The organism is Mesorhizobium sp. P2_H9 (assembly GCF_056403215.1).
In genome coordinates, this window is record NZ_JBFUFX010000008.1 from 152,882 (window position 1) to 169,085 (window position 16,204).

General features: G+C 63.6%; 15 protein-coding genes. 8 read left to right on the top strand and 7 right to left on the bottom strand.

The window, feature by feature from the left end; genetic code table 11:
- Window positions 1-27: 27 nt before the first annotated feature.
- Entirely contained in the window at window positions 28-918 is an 891-nt protein-coding gene (locus AC1DXN_RS16470) for a LysR family transcriptional regulator (RefSeq protein ID WP_477274714.1), read from the bottom strand.
- A 107-nt stretch (window positions 919-1,025) separates the two neighbouring features.
- On the opposite strand from AC1DXN_RS16470, the gene AC1DXN_RS16475 reads away from it, so the two are divergent.
- Window positions 1,026-1,688, top strand: coding sequence for a peroxiredoxin-like family protein (locus tag AC1DXN_RS16475; RefSeq protein WP_477274954.1), 663 nt, complete (start codon window positions 1,026-1,028; stop codon window positions 1,686-1,688).
- A 4-nt stretch (window positions 1,689-1,692) separates the two neighbouring features.
- The gene (locus AC1DXN_RS16480) at window positions 1,693-2,940 is read left to right on the top strand and encodes an MFS transporter (RefSeq protein WP_477274712.1); all 1,248 of its coding nucleotides are present in this window, start codon (window positions 1,693-1,695) and stop codon (window positions 2,938-2,940) included.
- A 204-nt stretch (window positions 2,941-3,144) separates the two neighbouring features.
- Here AC1DXN_RS16480 and AC1DXN_RS16485 read toward each other — a convergent pair whose 3' ends face one another.
- Together AC1DXN_RS16485 and AC1DXN_RS16490 are read right to left on the bottom strand one after the other, a co-directional pair.
- Window positions 3,145-3,354: a hypothetical protein gene (locus AC1DXN_RS16485; protein WP_477274711.1), complete on the bottom strand. Its 210-nt coding sequence runs from the start codon at window positions 3,352-3,354 to the stop codon at window positions 3,145-3,147.
- A gap of 119 nt (window positions 3,355-3,473) precedes the next feature.
- A complete protein-coding gene (locus AC1DXN_RS16490) occupies window positions 3,474-4,247 on the bottom strand; it encodes an SDR family NAD(P)-dependent oxidoreductase (RefSeq protein WP_477274709.1) in 774 nt (257 codons plus the stop codon).
- Window positions 4,248-4,374: 127 nt separating this feature from the next.
- Here AC1DXN_RS16490 and AC1DXN_RS16495 point away from each other — a divergent pair, with 127 nt between their 5' ends.
- Both AC1DXN_RS16495 and AC1DXN_RS16500 read left to right on the top strand, forming a co-directional pair.
- Window positions 4,375-4,620, top strand: coding sequence for a hypothetical protein (locus AC1DXN_RS16495; protein WP_477274707.1), 246 nt, complete (start codon window positions 4,375-4,377; stop codon window positions 4,618-4,620).
- On the top strand, window positions 4,617-5,933 hold the full coding sequence (locus AC1DXN_RS16500; protein ID WP_477274705.1) for an NAD(P)H-dependent oxidoreductase: 1,317 nt from the start codon (window positions 4,617-4,619) through the stop codon (window positions 5,931-5,933). The genes AC1DXN_RS16495 and AC1DXN_RS16500 overlap by 4 nt, the downstream gene beginning before the upstream one ends.
- A gap of 4 nt (window positions 5,934-5,937) precedes the next feature.
- Here the strand turns inward: AC1DXN_RS16500 and proC are convergent, their stop codons facing one another.
- From proC to AC1DXN_RS16515, 3 genes are read right to left on the bottom strand one after another with little or no spacing between them, the layout of a single operon-like run.
- Window positions 5,938-6,753, bottom strand: a complete 816-nt coding sequence (proC, locus tag AC1DXN_RS16505) for a pyrroline-5-carboxylate reductase (protein WP_477274703.1) — start codon at window positions 6,751-6,753, stop codon at window positions 5,938-5,940.
- A gap of 59 nt (window positions 6,754-6,812) precedes the next feature.
- Window positions 6,813-8,138: an O-antigen ligase family protein gene (locus tag AC1DXN_RS16510; protein ID WP_477274701.1), complete on the bottom strand. Its 1,326-nt coding sequence runs from the start codon at window positions 8,136-8,138 to the stop codon at window positions 6,813-6,815.
- Window positions 8,107-9,105: a glycosyltransferase family 2 protein gene (locus tag AC1DXN_RS16515; RefSeq protein WP_477274699.1), complete on the bottom strand. Its 999-nt coding sequence runs from the start codon at window positions 9,103-9,105 to the stop codon at window positions 8,107-8,109. Before AC1DXN_RS16515 ends, AC1DXN_RS16510 begins: the two co-directional genes overlap by 32 nt.
- A gap of 174 nt (window positions 9,106-9,279) precedes the next feature.
- Between AC1DXN_RS16515 and AC1DXN_RS16520 the strand changes: the two genes are divergently transcribed.
- The 3 genes from AC1DXN_RS16520 to AC1DXN_RS16530 are packed head-to-tail and all read left to right on the top strand — an operon-like array spanning window position 9,280 to window position 12,166.
- Entirely contained in the window at window positions 9,280-10,452 is a 1,173-nt protein-coding gene (locus AC1DXN_RS16520; protein ID WP_477274697.1) for a glycosyltransferase, read from the top strand.
- Window positions 10,449-11,243, top strand: a complete 795-nt coding sequence (locus tag AC1DXN_RS16525) for a WecB/TagA/CpsF family glycosyltransferase (protein WP_477274695.1) — start codon at window positions 10,449-10,451, stop codon at window positions 11,241-11,243. The genes AC1DXN_RS16520 and AC1DXN_RS16525 overlap by 4 nt, the downstream gene beginning before the upstream one ends.
- Window positions 11,240-12,166: a DUF6492 family protein gene (locus AC1DXN_RS16530; protein ID WP_477274693.1), complete on the top strand. Its 927-nt coding sequence runs from the start codon at window positions 11,240-11,242 to the stop codon at window positions 12,164-12,166. Before AC1DXN_RS16525 ends, AC1DXN_RS16530 begins: the two co-directional genes overlap by 4 nt.
- 4 nt (window positions 12,167-12,170) lie before the next feature.
- Here AC1DXN_RS16530 and AC1DXN_RS16535 read toward each other — a convergent pair whose 3' ends face one another.
- Window positions 12,171-13,466 (bottom strand): lipopolysaccharide biosynthesis protein, encoded by a 1,296-nt coding sequence (locus AC1DXN_RS16535; protein ID WP_477274691.1) that lies wholly within the window; start codon window positions 13,464-13,466, stop codon window positions 12,171-12,173.
- A 199-nt stretch (window positions 13,467-13,665) separates the two neighbouring features.
- On the opposite strand from AC1DXN_RS16535, the gene AC1DXN_RS16540 reads away from it, so the two are divergent.
- Entirely contained in the window at window positions 13,666-16,086 is a 2,421-nt protein-coding gene (locus tag AC1DXN_RS16540; protein ID WP_477274689.1) for a GumC family protein, read from the top strand.
- Window positions 16,087-16,204 lie beyond the last annotated feature (118 nt).

Here is a 16,204-nt window from a genome sequence, read left to right on the forward strand (position 1 = left end):
GCACCCATAACTCTGACAAACCCAGAGTCATGATGAACTGAGCGATTTGTTCAGCCAATCGGCGAAGCCCCTAGCCCGTTTGCTCGGCTGGTGCCCCGCCGGGAACAGGGCATGGATGGGTATGGTCGGTAGTGGGAAATCCGGCAGCAGCCGACGCAGGCGACCATCCTGCAGTTCGGCGTTGAACATCCAGCCCGAACCGAATGCCACGCCAAGCCCTGCCACAACGCATGCGGTGACACCGGCCGAGCTCGAGACCCTGATACGCGGGCTTTCGGGCAGGACGAAATTGACTTGTGGATCGACTAGCTCCTGAAACGTTGCGCCGGAGCTGTCGGAAGGCCCGAAGATCACCTGGTGTTGCGCCAGATCGGCAGGGCTGCTCGGTAGGCCATGCCGGGCAATATAGTCCGGCGCGGCAACCAGCAGCCTAGGCGTCTGCCCGACCTTGCGCGCCATCATGCTGGAATTGTCGAGCAGGCCAAGACGGATCGCGACATCGGCGCCCTCCTCGACAAGGCTGCGCCGGCGATCGTCCATCATCAGCTCGACAGAGAGATTCGGATGCTCGGCAAGAAGGCTTGGCAGACGAGGAATGAGCGCGCGCACGGCAAAGGTGACCGACAACTCGACGCGTAGAACTCCGCGCAATTCCTCGTTGCCGGCGGCGGTGTCGGCCGCCGCTCCCAGGTCCGCAAGCAGCGGCCGGATCTGGTCGAGGTAGACCTGCCCCGCCTCGGTCAACCCGACCCCGCGGCTGGTGCGGACGAGAAGACGGGCGCCGATGCGCGCCTCCAAATCGTTCAGAATCCGCGACACCGATGGTTGCGAAAGGCCGATTTCGCGGGCGACCTGCGAAAGGTTGCCGCGTTCCGCCACCCGCACGAACACTTCGAGCTCCTGCAACCTGTCAGCCATTCGCTTTCCGGATGATTGGTATGCTTTTCGGCAAGCTACCCCTCCCTTTGGAAATAGGCGAGGACATTTCCGCCGCAAGCAGTGCGGTCACGATTTTGGAGTGTCCGATGTCTCTTCAGGAAAAACTCGATGCCTTCAAAGCCGATTTTGAAGGCAAGGCCCCCAAGCAAGCGGTCGAGATCATGCATCGCGCGACCGCTGAGCTCATAGCGTCCAGGCAAGCCGATCAAGCTCTGAAGGCAGGTGCCGTTGCCCCGGTCTTCACATTGTCGGAGGCCGATGGCGGTTCTGTCGCATCGGGCGATCTGCTTGCACGCGGGCCGCTGGTGCTCAGTTTCTATCGCGGTGTCTGGTGCCCCTATTGCAACATCGAGCTCGGCGGCTTGCAGGAAGCCTGGCCGGCAATCCAGGCCACGGGCGCGCAACTAGTTTCCATCTCTCCGCAGTCGCTGGCGAACGGCCGCAAGGCCAAGCGCGACAAGCAGATAGATTTCCCGATGCTGAGCGACCCCGGCGGTAAGGTTGCCGACGAGTTCGGCTTGCGGTTTCGCCTGCCGGACGACCTGGTCGCGCTTTACCGGAGCTTCGGCGTCGATCTGCCGCTGATCAACGAGGACCCTACCTGGACATTGCCGATGCCGGCTCGCTTCGTGGTCGGACAGGATGGCGTCATCGCCTATGCCGAAGTCAGTCCGGACTACACACGCAGACCAGACCCGGCCGACATTCTGCCCATCCTCAAGCAACTGCAGGGCTCCATCGCGGCTTGAACCGATGGATATCAACCACATTGCAGTCGCGAACGTCGCAGCGGCCAGCGCCGCCCGGCGCTGGTCGATGCTGATATTGATCTCCATCGGCGCCTTCCTGCCGATGACCACATGGTTTTCCGCAACGGCGATCGCGCCGCAACTGACACGGCTCATGGACCTTTCCCCGGCGCAGGGCGCCTGGGTCACCGGTGCCGTGCAGATCGGCTTTGCGATCGGTGCATTGGCCTCCAGCATGGCCGGCCTGCTGGATATAGTCTCGCTTCGCAAGGTGATCGCCGTCAGTGCCTTGACGGCGGCTGCAGCCAACCTCTGTGTGTTTTTCGCGCCCTCGGTCGGCTTGCTGATGGCGGCTCGTTTTGTCACCGGCATGGCGCTGGCGGGCGTCTATCCACCGGCACTGAAACTGGTGTCGACCTGGTTCAGTCGCGGGCGGGGAACGGCGCTCGGCGTTCTCCTCGCGGCGCTAACGCTTGGTTCTGCCTTTCCTCATCTGGTATCCGCGCAAGCCACCGAACTGGCCTGGCAAGACGTCATCTTGGCGACCTCCCTCGCGGCAATGGCGGGTGCGTTGTTAATCTTATGGTTCGGCGGGGAAGGGCCCTATCCCTTTGCCAGGTCGGCATTCGACCCTAGCCACCTCAAAACGCTGCTGCGCAATCGCGCGCTGATGTTCGCCAATCTCGGCTATCTCGGACACATGTGGGAGCTCTATGCCATGTGGGGCTGGATCCTGGCCTACATCAGGGCGGGCAGCTATGGTCTCGGCATTGGTGACCCGAGAACAGCCTCCTTGCTGGCATTCTTGGTCGTTGCATCGGGCGGGATCGGCTCGATCGTCGGCGGCATGGTGGCCGATCGCATCGGCCGCACCGCGACGGCGGCTGCGATGATGGCGGTCTCCGGCTTCTGCGCAGTTAGCATCGGACTGACCTTTGCCGGTCCGCTCTGGCTGTTCGCTGCCGTCGCCATTCTCTGGGGAGCGACCGTCATCGGCGATTCCGCGCAATTCTCGGCGATAGCAACCGAATTGAGCGATCCACGCTATGTCGGCACGGCACTTTCCCTGCAGTTGAGCATAGGCATCGCCCTTACCTTCGTTTCCATCCACATGACCTCATTCGTGGCGGAAGCGGTCGGCTGGCGCTGGAGCTTCCTCGTCCTGGCACCTGGCCCGCTACTTGGCATCGTCGCCATGCTGGCGCTGCGGCGCATGCCCGCGGCACGGCAAATCGCGCATGGGCTGAGGTAATGGCTTTCAAATGGGTGTTAAATGGATGAGCTAAGAGCGCTTTCAGGGACTGGCGTTATGATCACGAACCGTTTGCTTCAGGCCATTTCGCGGGTCGTTACAATGTTACAAAACAGTCTGTAAGTAATTGAAATCGTTGGCATGATCTAGAGTTCAATCCTCTCTCGCAGCACCAGCCCATCCCATTGAAACAACGATTCTGCTTCACCGACCAAGCGGCTGTCGTGACAAGGCGAGAAGTTCAGCCTCGTCGGTGATTCCGGCCATGTAGTTGGCGATGATACGAGAGGCCAGCGCTTCTCGGCTGGCATCAGAGTCGCCTTCGCGCTTTGCCTGCTCGAAGACGCGTCCAAGAAGGCCCACCTCGGACGGCGTGAAGTTGCTCGCCTCTTTGATCTTGCGACTGGTGGGCATGCCCGCCTCCCTTCCCAAGAAGTATACGCCTATTTCGTGTAAAAGTGATGGGCAACTGAACGAGCTATATTCTCGATTCCGCCCAACTAAAGTTGCGAAAAAGCGTATCCTCGTCCGCCCTAAGCCACCGACCACCCGCCATCCACCAAAATATTCGCCCCGGTAATCATCGATGCCGCCGGCGAGGCCAGGAACACCACGGTGCCCGCGACATCGATCGGGTCGCCGATGCGGCCGAGCGGGATGTGGCCCAGTACATGCGCATGAAACTCCGGATCGGCGAGCGAGGGTCGCGTGCCGTCGGTCCAGATGAAGGTCGGCGCCACGCTGTTGACGGTGATCTTGTGCTGCGCCCATTCGGCGGCAAGGCAGCGCGTCAAATGGTTGATCGCCGCCTTCGACATGCAGTAGATCGCCTCGCCCTTCAGCGTCACCGTGCCGGCCTGCGAGCTGATGTTGATGATGCGCCCGGATTTCTGCGCGATCATCAGCTTTGCAACTGCCTGGGTGGTGAAGAACGTGCCCTTGAGATTGACGTTCACGGTGAGGTCGAAATCTTCCTCGGTCACGTTCTCCGCCAGGTTTTCCGGCCCAAGCCCGACATTGTTGACCAGAATGTCGATGCGGCCGAAGGCGGCGTGCGCCTCGGCGACAGCCCTTCGCACCGTCGCCAGATCGGTCAGATCCATCTGCACCGCCAGCGCCCGCCGGCCGATGCGCTCGATCTCGGAGGTCAGTTCGGCCCCGTCTGCCTTGCTGCGCACGCCGACGATCATGTCGGCGCCGGAGCCGGCGCAGGCGAGTGCGCAGGCACGGCCGATGCCGCGCGTGGCGCCGGTGATCAGCACCACCTTGCCGGCCAGATCGAATTTCGGCGTGAAGTCCGCTGTCATTGAAACCTCCCTCAAAAGCCCCGTCGGACCGCAACCGGTTCGACGAGGACGAGCCGAACACTAACCGGTCTCGGCGTGAAAGCCAGCCGCGCATAGGCTCCAGGCGGCTCCATCATAGGAACACCGCGTGTACGAAGACTTGCCACGCGCCGGCCATCATGATGCCATGTCCCTGCTCGTCATCTTCCGGGCCCTCAAGATGGACGATCTCACCGCCGGCTCCGAAAAGAATCCGTGGCGAGGCGCAGGCCTTGCTGGCCGCGTTGCAGTAAGCCGCGAGAAATTGCCGCCGTTGGCCGGTTTCGTTGGCAAACGGGGGCGGTTCCCTGCTATTCCCGCTTCAAACCAAAAAGCAGTGGACGTTTCTGCATGACCAATGTCGCCCTGACCGGGCTTGCCCGCGATCTCGCCAAGCGCGCCAGCGAAGGCCGCCCGGTGCGCATCGGCGTCATTGGCTCGGGCGAGATGGGCACCGATCTGGTGACGCAAGGCATGCTGATGCCGGGCATTGCGGTGTGCGCCGTCTCGACGCGGCGTCCGCACACCGCGCGCGACGCCATCCGCATCGCCTATGGCGACGAGGCGATGGCGGTGGAGGCGGACAGCGCTTCGAAAGTCACCGGCGCGATCGAGAGCGGCAAGATCGCCATCACCTCGAACGAGATGCTGGTCACCAACCCGCTGATCGACGTCGTCATCGACGCCACCGGCAAGCCGGGTGTCGCCGCCGATTTCGACCTCAAGGCTATGGAGCATGGCAAGCATCTGGTGATGATGAATGTCGAGGCCGACGTCACCATCGGCTGTTATCTGAAGCAGCAGGCCGACCGGCTCGGCGTCGTCTATTCGGTCGGCGCCGGCGACGAGCCGTCGAGCTGCATGGAGCTGATCGAATTCGCCTCAGCACTCGGCTACACCATCGTCTCGGCCGGCAAGGGCAAGAACAACCCGCTCAACCATGATGCCGTGCCCGACGACTATCGCGAGGAAGCGCTGCGCCGCAACATGAACCCGCGCATGCTGGTCGAGTTCGTCGACGGCTCCAAAACCATGGTCGAGATGTGCGCCATCGCCAACGCCACCGGGCTGGTGCCGGACGTTCCCGGCATGCACGGTCCCAAGGCCGACCGCGATGAATTGGCAAAAGTGCTCATTCCACGCGCTGATGGCGGTATCCTGTCGAAGAAGGGCGTCGTCGACTACACGATAGGCAAGGGCGTGGCACCCGGCGTCTTCGTCATCGTCGAGGCGACGCATCCACGCATCATCGAGCGCATGGACGATCTGCATATCGGCCACGGCCCCTACTACAGCTTCTTCAGGCCCTACCATTTGACGTCGCTGGAAGTGCCGCTGACCGCCGCCCGCATCGTGCTCTACGGCCGGCCCGACATGGTGCCGCTGCCGCGGCCGGTGGCCGAGGTCTGCGCCGTCGCCAAGCGCGATCTCGCCGCCGGCGAAACATTCGATGCCATTGGCGAAACCTGCTACCGCTCCTGGACGATGACCATCGAAGAGGCCCGCTCCAACCATGCCGTGCCCGTCGGCCTGCTCGAAGGCGGCAAGGTGCTGGAACCGGTCAGGAGGGGTGAGTTGCTGACCACCAGCAACGCCGCACCCGACCAGACGACCAGGCTTTTTGCTCTGCGTCGGCTGCAGGACGAGATGCTGTACGGAGCAGGTTGAGCGCCTACTTCCCCAGCTCGACCGACCGCAGCCGTGCTGCTTCCACCGCCTCGGTGAGCAGATGCGTCAGCCGGTCCTCGCCCATCAGCACGGCCAGCGCGGCGGCGGTGGTGCCGTTGGGGCTGGTCACTTGCTGGCGCAACACGCCCGGCTCCTCGCCGCTTTCGGCGGCGAGCGAGGCCGCGCCATAGACCGTCTGCATGGCCAGCAGCTTGGCGGTCTTGGTCGGCAGGCCGGCCTTCTCGGCGGCCACGGTCAGCGCTTCGATGAAATGGAAGATATAGGCCGGTCCCGATCCGGACACCGCCGTCACCGCGTCCATCAGGCCTTCGTCGTCGATGGTTGCCACTTCGCCGCTCGCGGAAAGCAGGTCGGCAACGAAACGCTTGCTGTCGTCGGACACCAGCCGATTGGAAAACACCACCATCATGCCCTTGCCGATCGCCGCCGGCGTGTTGGGCATGCAGCGCGCGATCGGCGCGCGGTCGCCCAGGATCGCCTCGAAGGTGGCGACCGGTGTCCCCGCTGCAATGCTGACGAAGGTGGTGCGGCCATCGCCGAAGCGCTTGTAGGCTGAAGTCACCTCGCTGATCACTTGCGGCTTGACTGCAATGACGACGAGCGCCGGGACAGTGTCCGCCGGAATGCCGCCGGCATCCGCCGCCGCGCCGCAGCCCAGCGCTTCGGCGCGCTGGCGCAAATCGGCATTGGGTTCGACCACGAAAACCGCCGCCGGGGCAAGCTTGCCCGATTTCAGCCAGCCCGAAAGCATGGCGTAACCCATATTGCCGCAGCCGGCGAGAACAAGCCTGATCGTCATTGAAAGCCCTCCGAAGGATGCTCTCCTGTAGACGCTAGCGGCGCAACGGGAAAGCCCTGTCAGGAGCGATGGGGATCGCGCACCAGGATTGGCCGCAGCGACACTTCCCGCAGGCCAAGCACGCCCAGTACGAAAAACATCCACACCGGATCGGCGCGGTGGAAGAAGAAGCTTTCGAGGAAGGCGTTCAACCCGGTGAACAGCACCACCATCATGAAGAAATCGCCGAGATAGATGTTTTCCTTGCGGGCCGGGATGCGCATGTAGTCGCGCAATGGCGCAATAAGGAAGGTGTAGACCGCCACGCAGAGCGCCGGAATGCCCATCAGCACGGCAATGTCGAGATAACCGTCATGGCCGTGCACGATGGTTCGGATGTCCCAGGCCCGGTCGAAGGGTTGATCCTGGTTGAGCAGCAGCGGCGTGCCCCAGAAGCTCTCATAGCCGTAGCCGGTCCATGGTCGCTGCGCCAGCATGCTGCCGGAGAACTCCCATAGTGTGGTGCGCCCGGTATAGGTCATATCGGGGAAATAGATCGCCGCCAGGTGCTTTACCGGCGGCAGGAAGACGATGCCCAACGTGCCGACCGCGGTCGCGATGATTGCCAGCGCAAACAGGATCGGGGTGCCAAGCCGCATGCCGATCAGGCTTGGCAGCACGACGATCAGGATGGAAAACGGCACCAGTCCGGCGGTTGTTTTTGAGCCGGTGTGGAACATGAAGATCATCGCCGCACAGAAGATGCCGGCGCCCCACAGCCGCTGTCCGCGCCGATAGAGATAAAGGCCGGCGAAGCTGAAGCAGGCCATGATCGGGCCGGCGATGTTCTTGTGGGTGAAGACGCCGCGCCACAGGCCGGCATGCTCCGGCTCCTGCGAGTCGGCGGTGTGCAGGGCCTCATGCGGAAAGACGATCAGTCCGATATAGGACAGGCCCATGACGACAACGATGGTGAAGATGATGACCTTCGAGAACGCATCCGCGTCGCGTGGCAGTGCCAGGATCGTCGCCATCGTCAAAATGCCGATCAGCGTGAACGAGGCGGCGCGCGCCGCCGACGGCGGGTCGCTGGCCATCAGCACAGACAGCATGAAGAAACCCAGCATCAGCAGCCAGGATGGGCTGAGCAGCGAGCGCACCACCTTGGGATTGGCGAAAGCCATCAGCGAGAAGATCGAGATGGCGCCAAGCGAGCCGAAGCCGAGCTGGTTGACGATGTCGCCGCCATCGCCGATCACTTCGGCGCCGGCCGGCTGGAACGGCCGGAAGGATATCAGAATGGCGGTGAACAGCAGCGCCGCGATCGCGGTCGCAACGCCGTCGCGCGTGAACGCCGCGCTGAGCGGCGCCTGCTCAGTTCTTCTCAGGCTGTCGATACTGCTCATTGGCATATCCGAATTCGGCAAGCACGCGGCCGAGCGCGACGTGGACGGGGTACAAGGCGGTTGCCGGTGATCCTGTTTGCGCCAGCCTGACGATCCCGCGAAACGGCGAGACGGCAAGCAGCGCCAGGCTTTTCAGGAAGACCTTGGTGCCGGCAAAGGGTGTACCGGCACGTTTTTTCTTTTCGACCAGCGTCGAGATGACGCCGTTGCGCAGGCTGCGGGCGCGGATCCAGTCGGCCTCGACGCGCCGGGCCGGAACCGTTTCATGGACTTGACCCTCGGTGCACCAGCCGAGCACAAAGCCTCGTTGCGCCGATCGGCTGAGAAAGTCGGAATCGCCGCCGCCCATGAAGTTGAATTTCAGGTCGAGGAAGGGTGGCCCCATGGCGGTGAGCACGTTTCGGCCCACCAAAAGGTTGCCGGACGAGTAGAGCGCCGGCACGCGCCCGGTTTCGCGGTAAGGCGGTGCAAAGACCGGGTGTTGCGCCCACTTCGCATGCGTCGGGTCGGCAAAGACCGGCACTTGTGGGCCGCCGACAATGTCGACGCCGAGGGTCTCGGCGGCCTTGCACATGCGCTCGAGCCAATCCGGGTCGGCGATCTCGTCATCGTCGATGACCAGCAGGTGTTTGAAATTGGGGAAATGCACGATCGCCGTTTGCCAGCCGGCATTGTAGGCGCTGCAATTGCCACGCTCATGGGCGACGATGACCATGCCTGATAGGTCGCCGCGCTCGAACAGCGGCAGTGCCGCTTTGGCGCCGGCGCGCGCCTCGGCCTCGTTCTCCATGACGATGATGGCGAAGCGTCTGCCGGTCTTCTGCGCCTTGAGCGATGCCAGCGTTTCCAGCACCTGCTCGGGCCGTTTGAAGGTCGGCAGTGTGACGACCGCTTCGACGGTCTCGGCGGCAAGCCCCGCGGACCGTCCCACGATCGATACCGAACCGTCCGATGGCAAAGGGATCATCCGTGTCCAGCCGCAGGTGAGTTTGGCTTCTCGATAGCATCGCGATGATAACGTTTCGTTAATCACCTTTCGCGGCGACCCCGCCAAACGCGTGGCTTTCAACCGCCGATTGCCGCCATTTAATCAAGGCTTCACCCCGCTTTGTTATCCGGTTGGCCACAGGATTAGGGTGAGATGCATCTGCTGTTCGCCACATCGATCGTGCCCGACGGCGCTCTCGCTTCGGGCTACGAGATTGCCAACGCGGCCATCATCGACGCCTTGCGGCGCGCTGGCGCGCGCGTCACCGTGGCTGGCTTCATCTGGCCCGGCAAGGCGGCCAGCGACCCTGAAAACACAATCGTGCTTGGCGCCATCGATGTGCGCACGGAAAATGCCTCGCCGCTGCGCAAACTCGTCTGGGTCGCCAAGGCGATGCTGTCCGGTCTCACCTTCGCCTCGGTCAAACTGCGTGTGCTTTCCGACACCGACATCCGCGCCGCCATCGAGCACGCCGGCCCCTTCGACGGTTATGTCCTGAACTCGGTGCAGTTCGCGGGCGCCTTCGAAAACCTCTTCGACGATCGGCCATCGATCTTCGTCGCTCACAATGTCGAACATCGCTCGGCGCAGGAGAACGCCGCTGCCGCCGGCGGCCTCTTCCAGCGTCTGCTGTTTCGCCGCGAGGCGAGGCTGCTCAAGACCATGGAAGAGCGGCTCTGCCGCCGGGCACGCTTCGTCTTCACTTTGGCCGAGGAAGACCGCGCCGCGCTCGGCGTTGCCTCCGACGACCGCTCGGCGGTGCTGCCGCTGGTGACCCGCTCGTCAGCCCCGACGCAGAAGGACCCGCGCCGCATCGATTGCGACGCAGCGTTGATCGGCACCTGGACCTGGCAGCCGAACCGCATCGGCCTCGACTGGTTCCTGGAAAAAGTCGTGCCGCATCTCAGGCGGAACTTTCGTATCAGGATCGCCGGCAACATGCCGTCGGGTGTCACCTCGACGCATCCGGGGGTCGAGTTCGTCGGCCGCGTGCCGGACGCGCAGGCCTTTGTGCGCGGCGGCGCCGTCATCCCGCTGATCAGCACCGCCGGCAGCGGCGTGCAGCTGAAAACCATCGAAACCTTCGAGCTCGGCCTGCCCTCGGTCGCCACCAGCCGCTCGCTGCGCGGCATCGACCATCGCCCGGTCAATTGCGTCGTGACCGACGACGCGGCCGAATTCGCCGGCGCGCTCGAGGCGGCGGCTGCCGATGTCAGGGACGTCGATGGCAGCGCCTTCCACCGCCGGCAGGTCAAGGCGCTCGATGCCGCGATCAGGCTTGGCCTGGAAAGGCTCGGCCCGGTCAGGCAGGAGGTGGCTGCATGAACATGCATTCCGCCCGCGCCGCATTCGGTCTCGACACGTTGAAGATGATCCTCGGCATTTCGGTGCTGGCCATCGGCTGGGACGATGCGATCGCCCTTTTGGTCCGGCTGGTGGCCGAGCGCCGCTTCACCAAGGTCAGCTTTCTCAACGCCCATAATGCCAACATCGCGTATTCGGATCCGGTCTTTGCCGAAGCGCTCGACGATTTTCTCGTGCTGCCTGACGGCGTCGGTGTCGATGTCGCGGCGAAACTGCTCTATGGCGCACCGTTCCCCGACAATCTCAACGGCACCGATTTCGTCCCTGCCTTCCTGCAGGCATCGACCCGGCCGCTGACCGTGGGGCTGCTCGGGGCGACGCGCGTCAACGCCGAGGCAGCGTCGGTGAAGCTGGCGGCATTGGCCGTCCAGCACAATTTCGTGGTCATCCATGACGGCTATTTCTCGGCTGCCGAGGAACAGGGCATCGTCGACCGGATCGAAAAGCTGCGACCCGACGTGCTGCTTGTCGCCATGGGCGTGCCGCGTCAGGAATTATGGATTGCGCGCCATATCGATGCGCGCCATTGCACGCTGCCGATCGCGGTCGGCGCGCTGCTTGATTTCCTCAGCGGCACGGTGCCGCGGGCGCCTTTGTGGATGCGCCAGTTGCGCCTCGAATGGCTGTTTCGCCTATGGGTCGAACCCGGCCGCCTCTGGCGCCGCTATGTCGTCGGCAACCCGCTGTTCCTGTTGCGCGTCATCAGGCAGAAACTGTCGCGCAAGCCCGAACCTGCCGGAGAGATCCGGTGAACAACCGGTTCGTACCGAGCCCTGCTAGCGAAATCGACACCCTTCGGCAGACGCCGACTGCGGCGGTGGTGACAGCCAGCTACGCACCGGATTTCGAGCGCTGCCGCCTGTTGTGCGAAACCCTCGACCGCCACGTTTCCGGTGTGGCGCATCACTATATCCTCGTCGAACATCGCGATATCGGACTGTTTCGCCAGCTGGAAAACAGCCGCCGCAGCGTCGTCGACGAACGCGATCTGCTGCCGCGATGGCTGCATGTGTTTGACGACCCGCTCAGTCTGTTTCGCCGCCGCATCTGGCTCAGCCTGAAGACCATGCCGTTGCGCGGCTGGCATGTGCAGCAGCTGCGCCGCATCGCCATATCAGCGCAGGCACAAGAGGACGTGCTGATCTTTTGCGATTCCGACGTCGCCTTCCTCAAGCCGTTCGACACGAGCACTTTTTGGAGCGACGGCAAGGTGCGGCTGTTCCGGCGCGACGGCGTGCTCGCCAATGACGGTCATGACGAGCATCGCATCTGGTCGCGCAATGCGGGCTCGGCGCTCGGCATCGATGCATCCAGGGTCTCGACCCACGACTATATTTCGACGCTGATTGCGTGGCGCCGCCAGACCGTGACGGCGATGTGCGCCGAGATCGAGAAGGTGCATGGCCGCAACTGGGTTCAGGTCATCGGCTCGGCACGCAAATTCTCCGAGTGCATGATCTACGGCCGCTATGTCGACGACGTGCTGGAGGGCGCCGGCCATTTCCACGGTTCGGAGGAATTCTGCCGCGTCCACTGGACCGGCGAAGCGCTGTCGGATGACGAGTTCCGCAGTTTCGTCGCCGCCATGGCGCCCGAGCAGGTGGCGATCGGCATGCAGTCGTTCATCGGCACCGATATCGGCCGCATTCGCCGGCTGATTGGCCTGGACGCTTAGAGGCTTAGACCGGCTTTGCCGGTTTGCGCATCGCCGAATAGGTGAGCAGCGCCGAGGCGAGATAGAGCAGCAGGAAGACGACGTTGAGCGACAGCACCAGATTGGGCGTGTCGGCGATCGTCGTCAGCACATAGGTCAGCAGCACCGCCTTCAGCCCGGCGAGCAGGCCGAGATTGAGCGCCCGCACCAGCGTCTGGCCGCGTGCGAACAGAAGCTCGGCCTGGTATTCGACCAGATTGCGCAGTCCCGGCACGCAGATCGCCAGCGCCACCAGCGGTGCGGCCTCGGCGACATTCTTGCCCAGCGCGTTGGGGAAGAAATGCAGCACGACGCCAAGCGTCGCCAGTGCCAGTGTCGAGACCAGGAAGACGCCGCCCTCGATGCCGCTCTTGACCACCAGGCGCGACAGCAGTTCCGGCGCCCGCATCATGCGCTGCACCAGCATCATCGAGAAGGTGCGGATCGGGATTGCCGTCAGGTCGACCAGCCGCATGATGATGGCATAGATACCGGCCAGGTGCGGCCCTCCGATCGCCAGCACCAAGAGCTTGTCGAATTCCGACTGCAGGTAGAACAGCACTTCGGCGCCGGCGACATAGATCGAATCGGCGAGGCGCCTGAGATAGAGTTCGGTACGCAGCCTGAGCCGCTGGCGTGGGTAATAGAAGCCGAAGGCGAGCAGCAGCGAGGCGGCATTGGCGCCGATGTAGAACCACGACCAGACCCAGACGCTGTGCTGTCCCGAAAGCATGAACAGCACCGCGCCGAGTGCGCGCAAGGCCGTGGTCACGATTGCCAGCACGGCGGCGCGGCCGAATCTGCCGAGCCCATTGTTGACGATCAGCACCACCTCGACCGGCCGCCACAGAAGCCCCTCGGCAAAGACGATTGCTGCAAAGACCGCCAGCGGCACATTGCTGGCGAAGAAGACCAGGTAGACGCCGTAGGAGGCCGCCGCCAGCAGCGGCAGTGAGATGACGCCAAGCAGCAGGAAGCCGGCGGTGAAAGTGCCGATCAGGTTGGGGCGGATGGTGGCGGTGCGGTAAAGCGCCGAGATGAAGCCGAAGGCGAGGATACGCGACAGCATGACACCGGCCGCCGATGCGGTGGCGAACATGCCGAACTCGGCGATGGACAGCGTGTTGGCCAGCGCGATGAAATAGGCGAGCGAAAACACCAGTCGTCCGCCGGCGCCGCTGATGGCTGAAAGATAGTCGCGAACCAGCCCCCGTCGTTCGGCCAGAAAGGTGCCGATCCGGGCGAGGGGCCGCCTTTGCGGTATGTCATTGGCCTGCGTCATATCTTGCGCAAGGCATAGCGCGGAAAGCTTAACGTGCGGTTCTGGGCCTTCGGATTGGCCTCCGGAAACATACAACCGAAGAGAGAAACTGCGTCGTCAATTCGCCAAAATTAACCTTTTGTTTCCTATGCCTGTTTAGCGTGGCTTAACGATTGGCCGACTGCCGTTTCCAAGCCGCCAGAGAGTAAGCTCCAAGACAATGGTCGACAGGCAAAACCGTGAAGACTGGAAGCGTGAGCGCTCCTTGCTCGCGCTTGGCCAGGCTGTGCGCGGCGAGGAAGAGACCGACGCTTCGCTGGTTTCGCTCGGCGACCGCACAGGCGCGTCATGGCGCGAGGATGCCGCCACGCGCCATCGCGTCGCCCGCTCGCAACGTGAGGCGCGCGCGACCCCGTCGCCTGCAGTGGCCCCAGAGACATCCCAATTTCATGCTGGTTCGGCGGCTGAGGCACGGCTGGAGGCAGACAAGGCCATTCGAGGAGGCTACCCGCAAGCCAGGCTGCGCGACGAGCCTGCCGGCGTCTCCGAGGCCTACCGTCCTCGTGCTGCCGCATATGAGCCCCGCTACGCTGGTGGCGAGCATTGGTCTTCCCGCGACGATGCCGACAACCAGGAATGGAAGCCGCTGATCGATCCGATGAAGGTGATCGGCGGCATTGCCAGGTCGAAGATGCTGATCGTCACGACGACGATACTGGGCGCAGCACTCGGCATTGCGATCGCTTTGTCGACGCCAAAGAAGTACGAATCTTCCACCGAAATTGTCGTCGATCCGCGCGACCTCAAGCTCACCGAGCGCGATCTCACCCAGTCGGTCGTTGCCTCCGATGCCACGCTGGCACTGATCGAAAACAAGGCGCGTCTGCTGACCTCCGGCAACGTTCTGAGCAAGGTCGTCGACGACCCCAAACTCGATCTCGTCAACGATCCCGAATTCAATGGCCAGGGCTCGGGTGGGCTCTCGATCCGCTCGCTGATCCACTCCTTGTTCTCGAACAGCAAGGGCGGCGCGGTCGACCTGGCGCGCCGCAAGTCGCTCGCCATCAGCAATCTGGCCGAAAGCCTGTCTGTCGAGCGCGGCGGCAAGACCTTCGTCATCACCGTTGGCGCGACGACGCAGGATCCCCAGAAGTCGGCTGATATCGTAACCACGGTGACGAGGGTCTTCATCGAGGCTTCCCGCGACATGCAGTCCGACACTGCCGGCCGCGCCACCGACGAACTGACGGCCAGGCTCGATGAATTGCGCAAGGGCGTCGAGACGGCCGAGCGCAAGGTCGAGGATTTCAGGGCAACGCATGACCTTGTCGACGCGCAGGGCCATTTGATCAGCGACGACGAGATGCTGAAGCTCAACGAGCAACTCGCCATCGCCCGCGCCCGCACGCTGGAACTCAACGCCCGGGCTGCGTCGGCGCGCTCGCTCGATGTCAATTCGGTTCTCAACGGCACTTTGCCGGAAGAGATCAACTCCAACACCATGAGCGAATTGCGTTCGCAATATGCGGCGCTGAAGCAGGAAGCCGACCGCGCCGCGGTGCGGCTCGGGCCGCGTCATCCCGAACTCCAGGCACTCGGTGCCCAGCTTGCCGGCTCGCGCCAACGCATCGCCGGCGAGCTCACCCGCATTGCCTCGTCGCTGCAGGTTGACCTGAAGCGAGCGGTCCAGCTCGAACAGAGCCTTGCGTCCCGGCTGGCGCAGCTGAAGGTGCGCAGCGGCGATGTCAACGACGACCTCGTCACCTTGCGCGAACTGGAGCGCGAAGCCACCGCCAAGCGTTCCGTCTACGAACAATATCTGCTGCGCGCCAAGGAGACCGCCGAGCAGAAGGACATCGACACCGCCAACATCAGTGTCATGTCGCCGGCATACATACCGCTCGAGGCGAAAGGCCCGTCGCGTGCCGTCACCGCGCTTGCCGGACTGTTGCTGGGCATGGCCGCGGGCATCGGCCTCGGCGCCATGCGCGGCGCCTATCAGAGCCTGCGCGAGACCGCCAATTCCCGCTCGCGCCGCAGGCCGGACGAGCGGCGCACACCTGTCGAAGACAAGGCATATCAGGCACCGCCGCCGCCTGCGCCTCCAGTCGAGAGCGTTCGCACCGAGCGTTCTGGTCTGTTCGGTGGGCTGTTCTCGGCCGTGGGCAAGATCATGCCTGGCAAGGCGTCGGCGCAAAAGTCCGCGGATACCCGCCCCACGGAACCCGTCTCACCGGCGATGGTCGAGGGCGCCTATCCCCGGCAAGGGACTGTCGGCTATCCGCCGCCCGATTTCCGGCAAGACGCTTATGCTGCCCACCCGCAACAGCCGCCATTGCCCGCTCACATGATGCCACAGCAGCCGATGTACCCGGCCCCGCATGGCCAGGCCTATGGGACGCAGCCGGGCTACCCGCCGGTGCAAGCCGGGCAGATGCAGCCGCCGACTGGCTACCCGCAGCCGATGGCGCCCTATGCGGGACAGACGCAATATCGGCAGCCTCCGGTGGTGGCGGCACCGCCCGTCGCCAATCCCGCCGAGCAGCAAACCCAGGTCGAGGAAATCCGCAACAGCCTGCGCGAATTCCGCGAAGCGGTCCGCGAACTCACCGAAAACCGCTCGCGCCGTCGCTATTTCTAAAACGCCCAGCAGCGAATAAAACATGCCGGTTTCGAGTTTACGGCATATGACGGCGCTCTGACGGGATTGCCCGGTCGAATTTTCGTGAAAATGCCGCTCAAACTAGAACCAAGGCGCA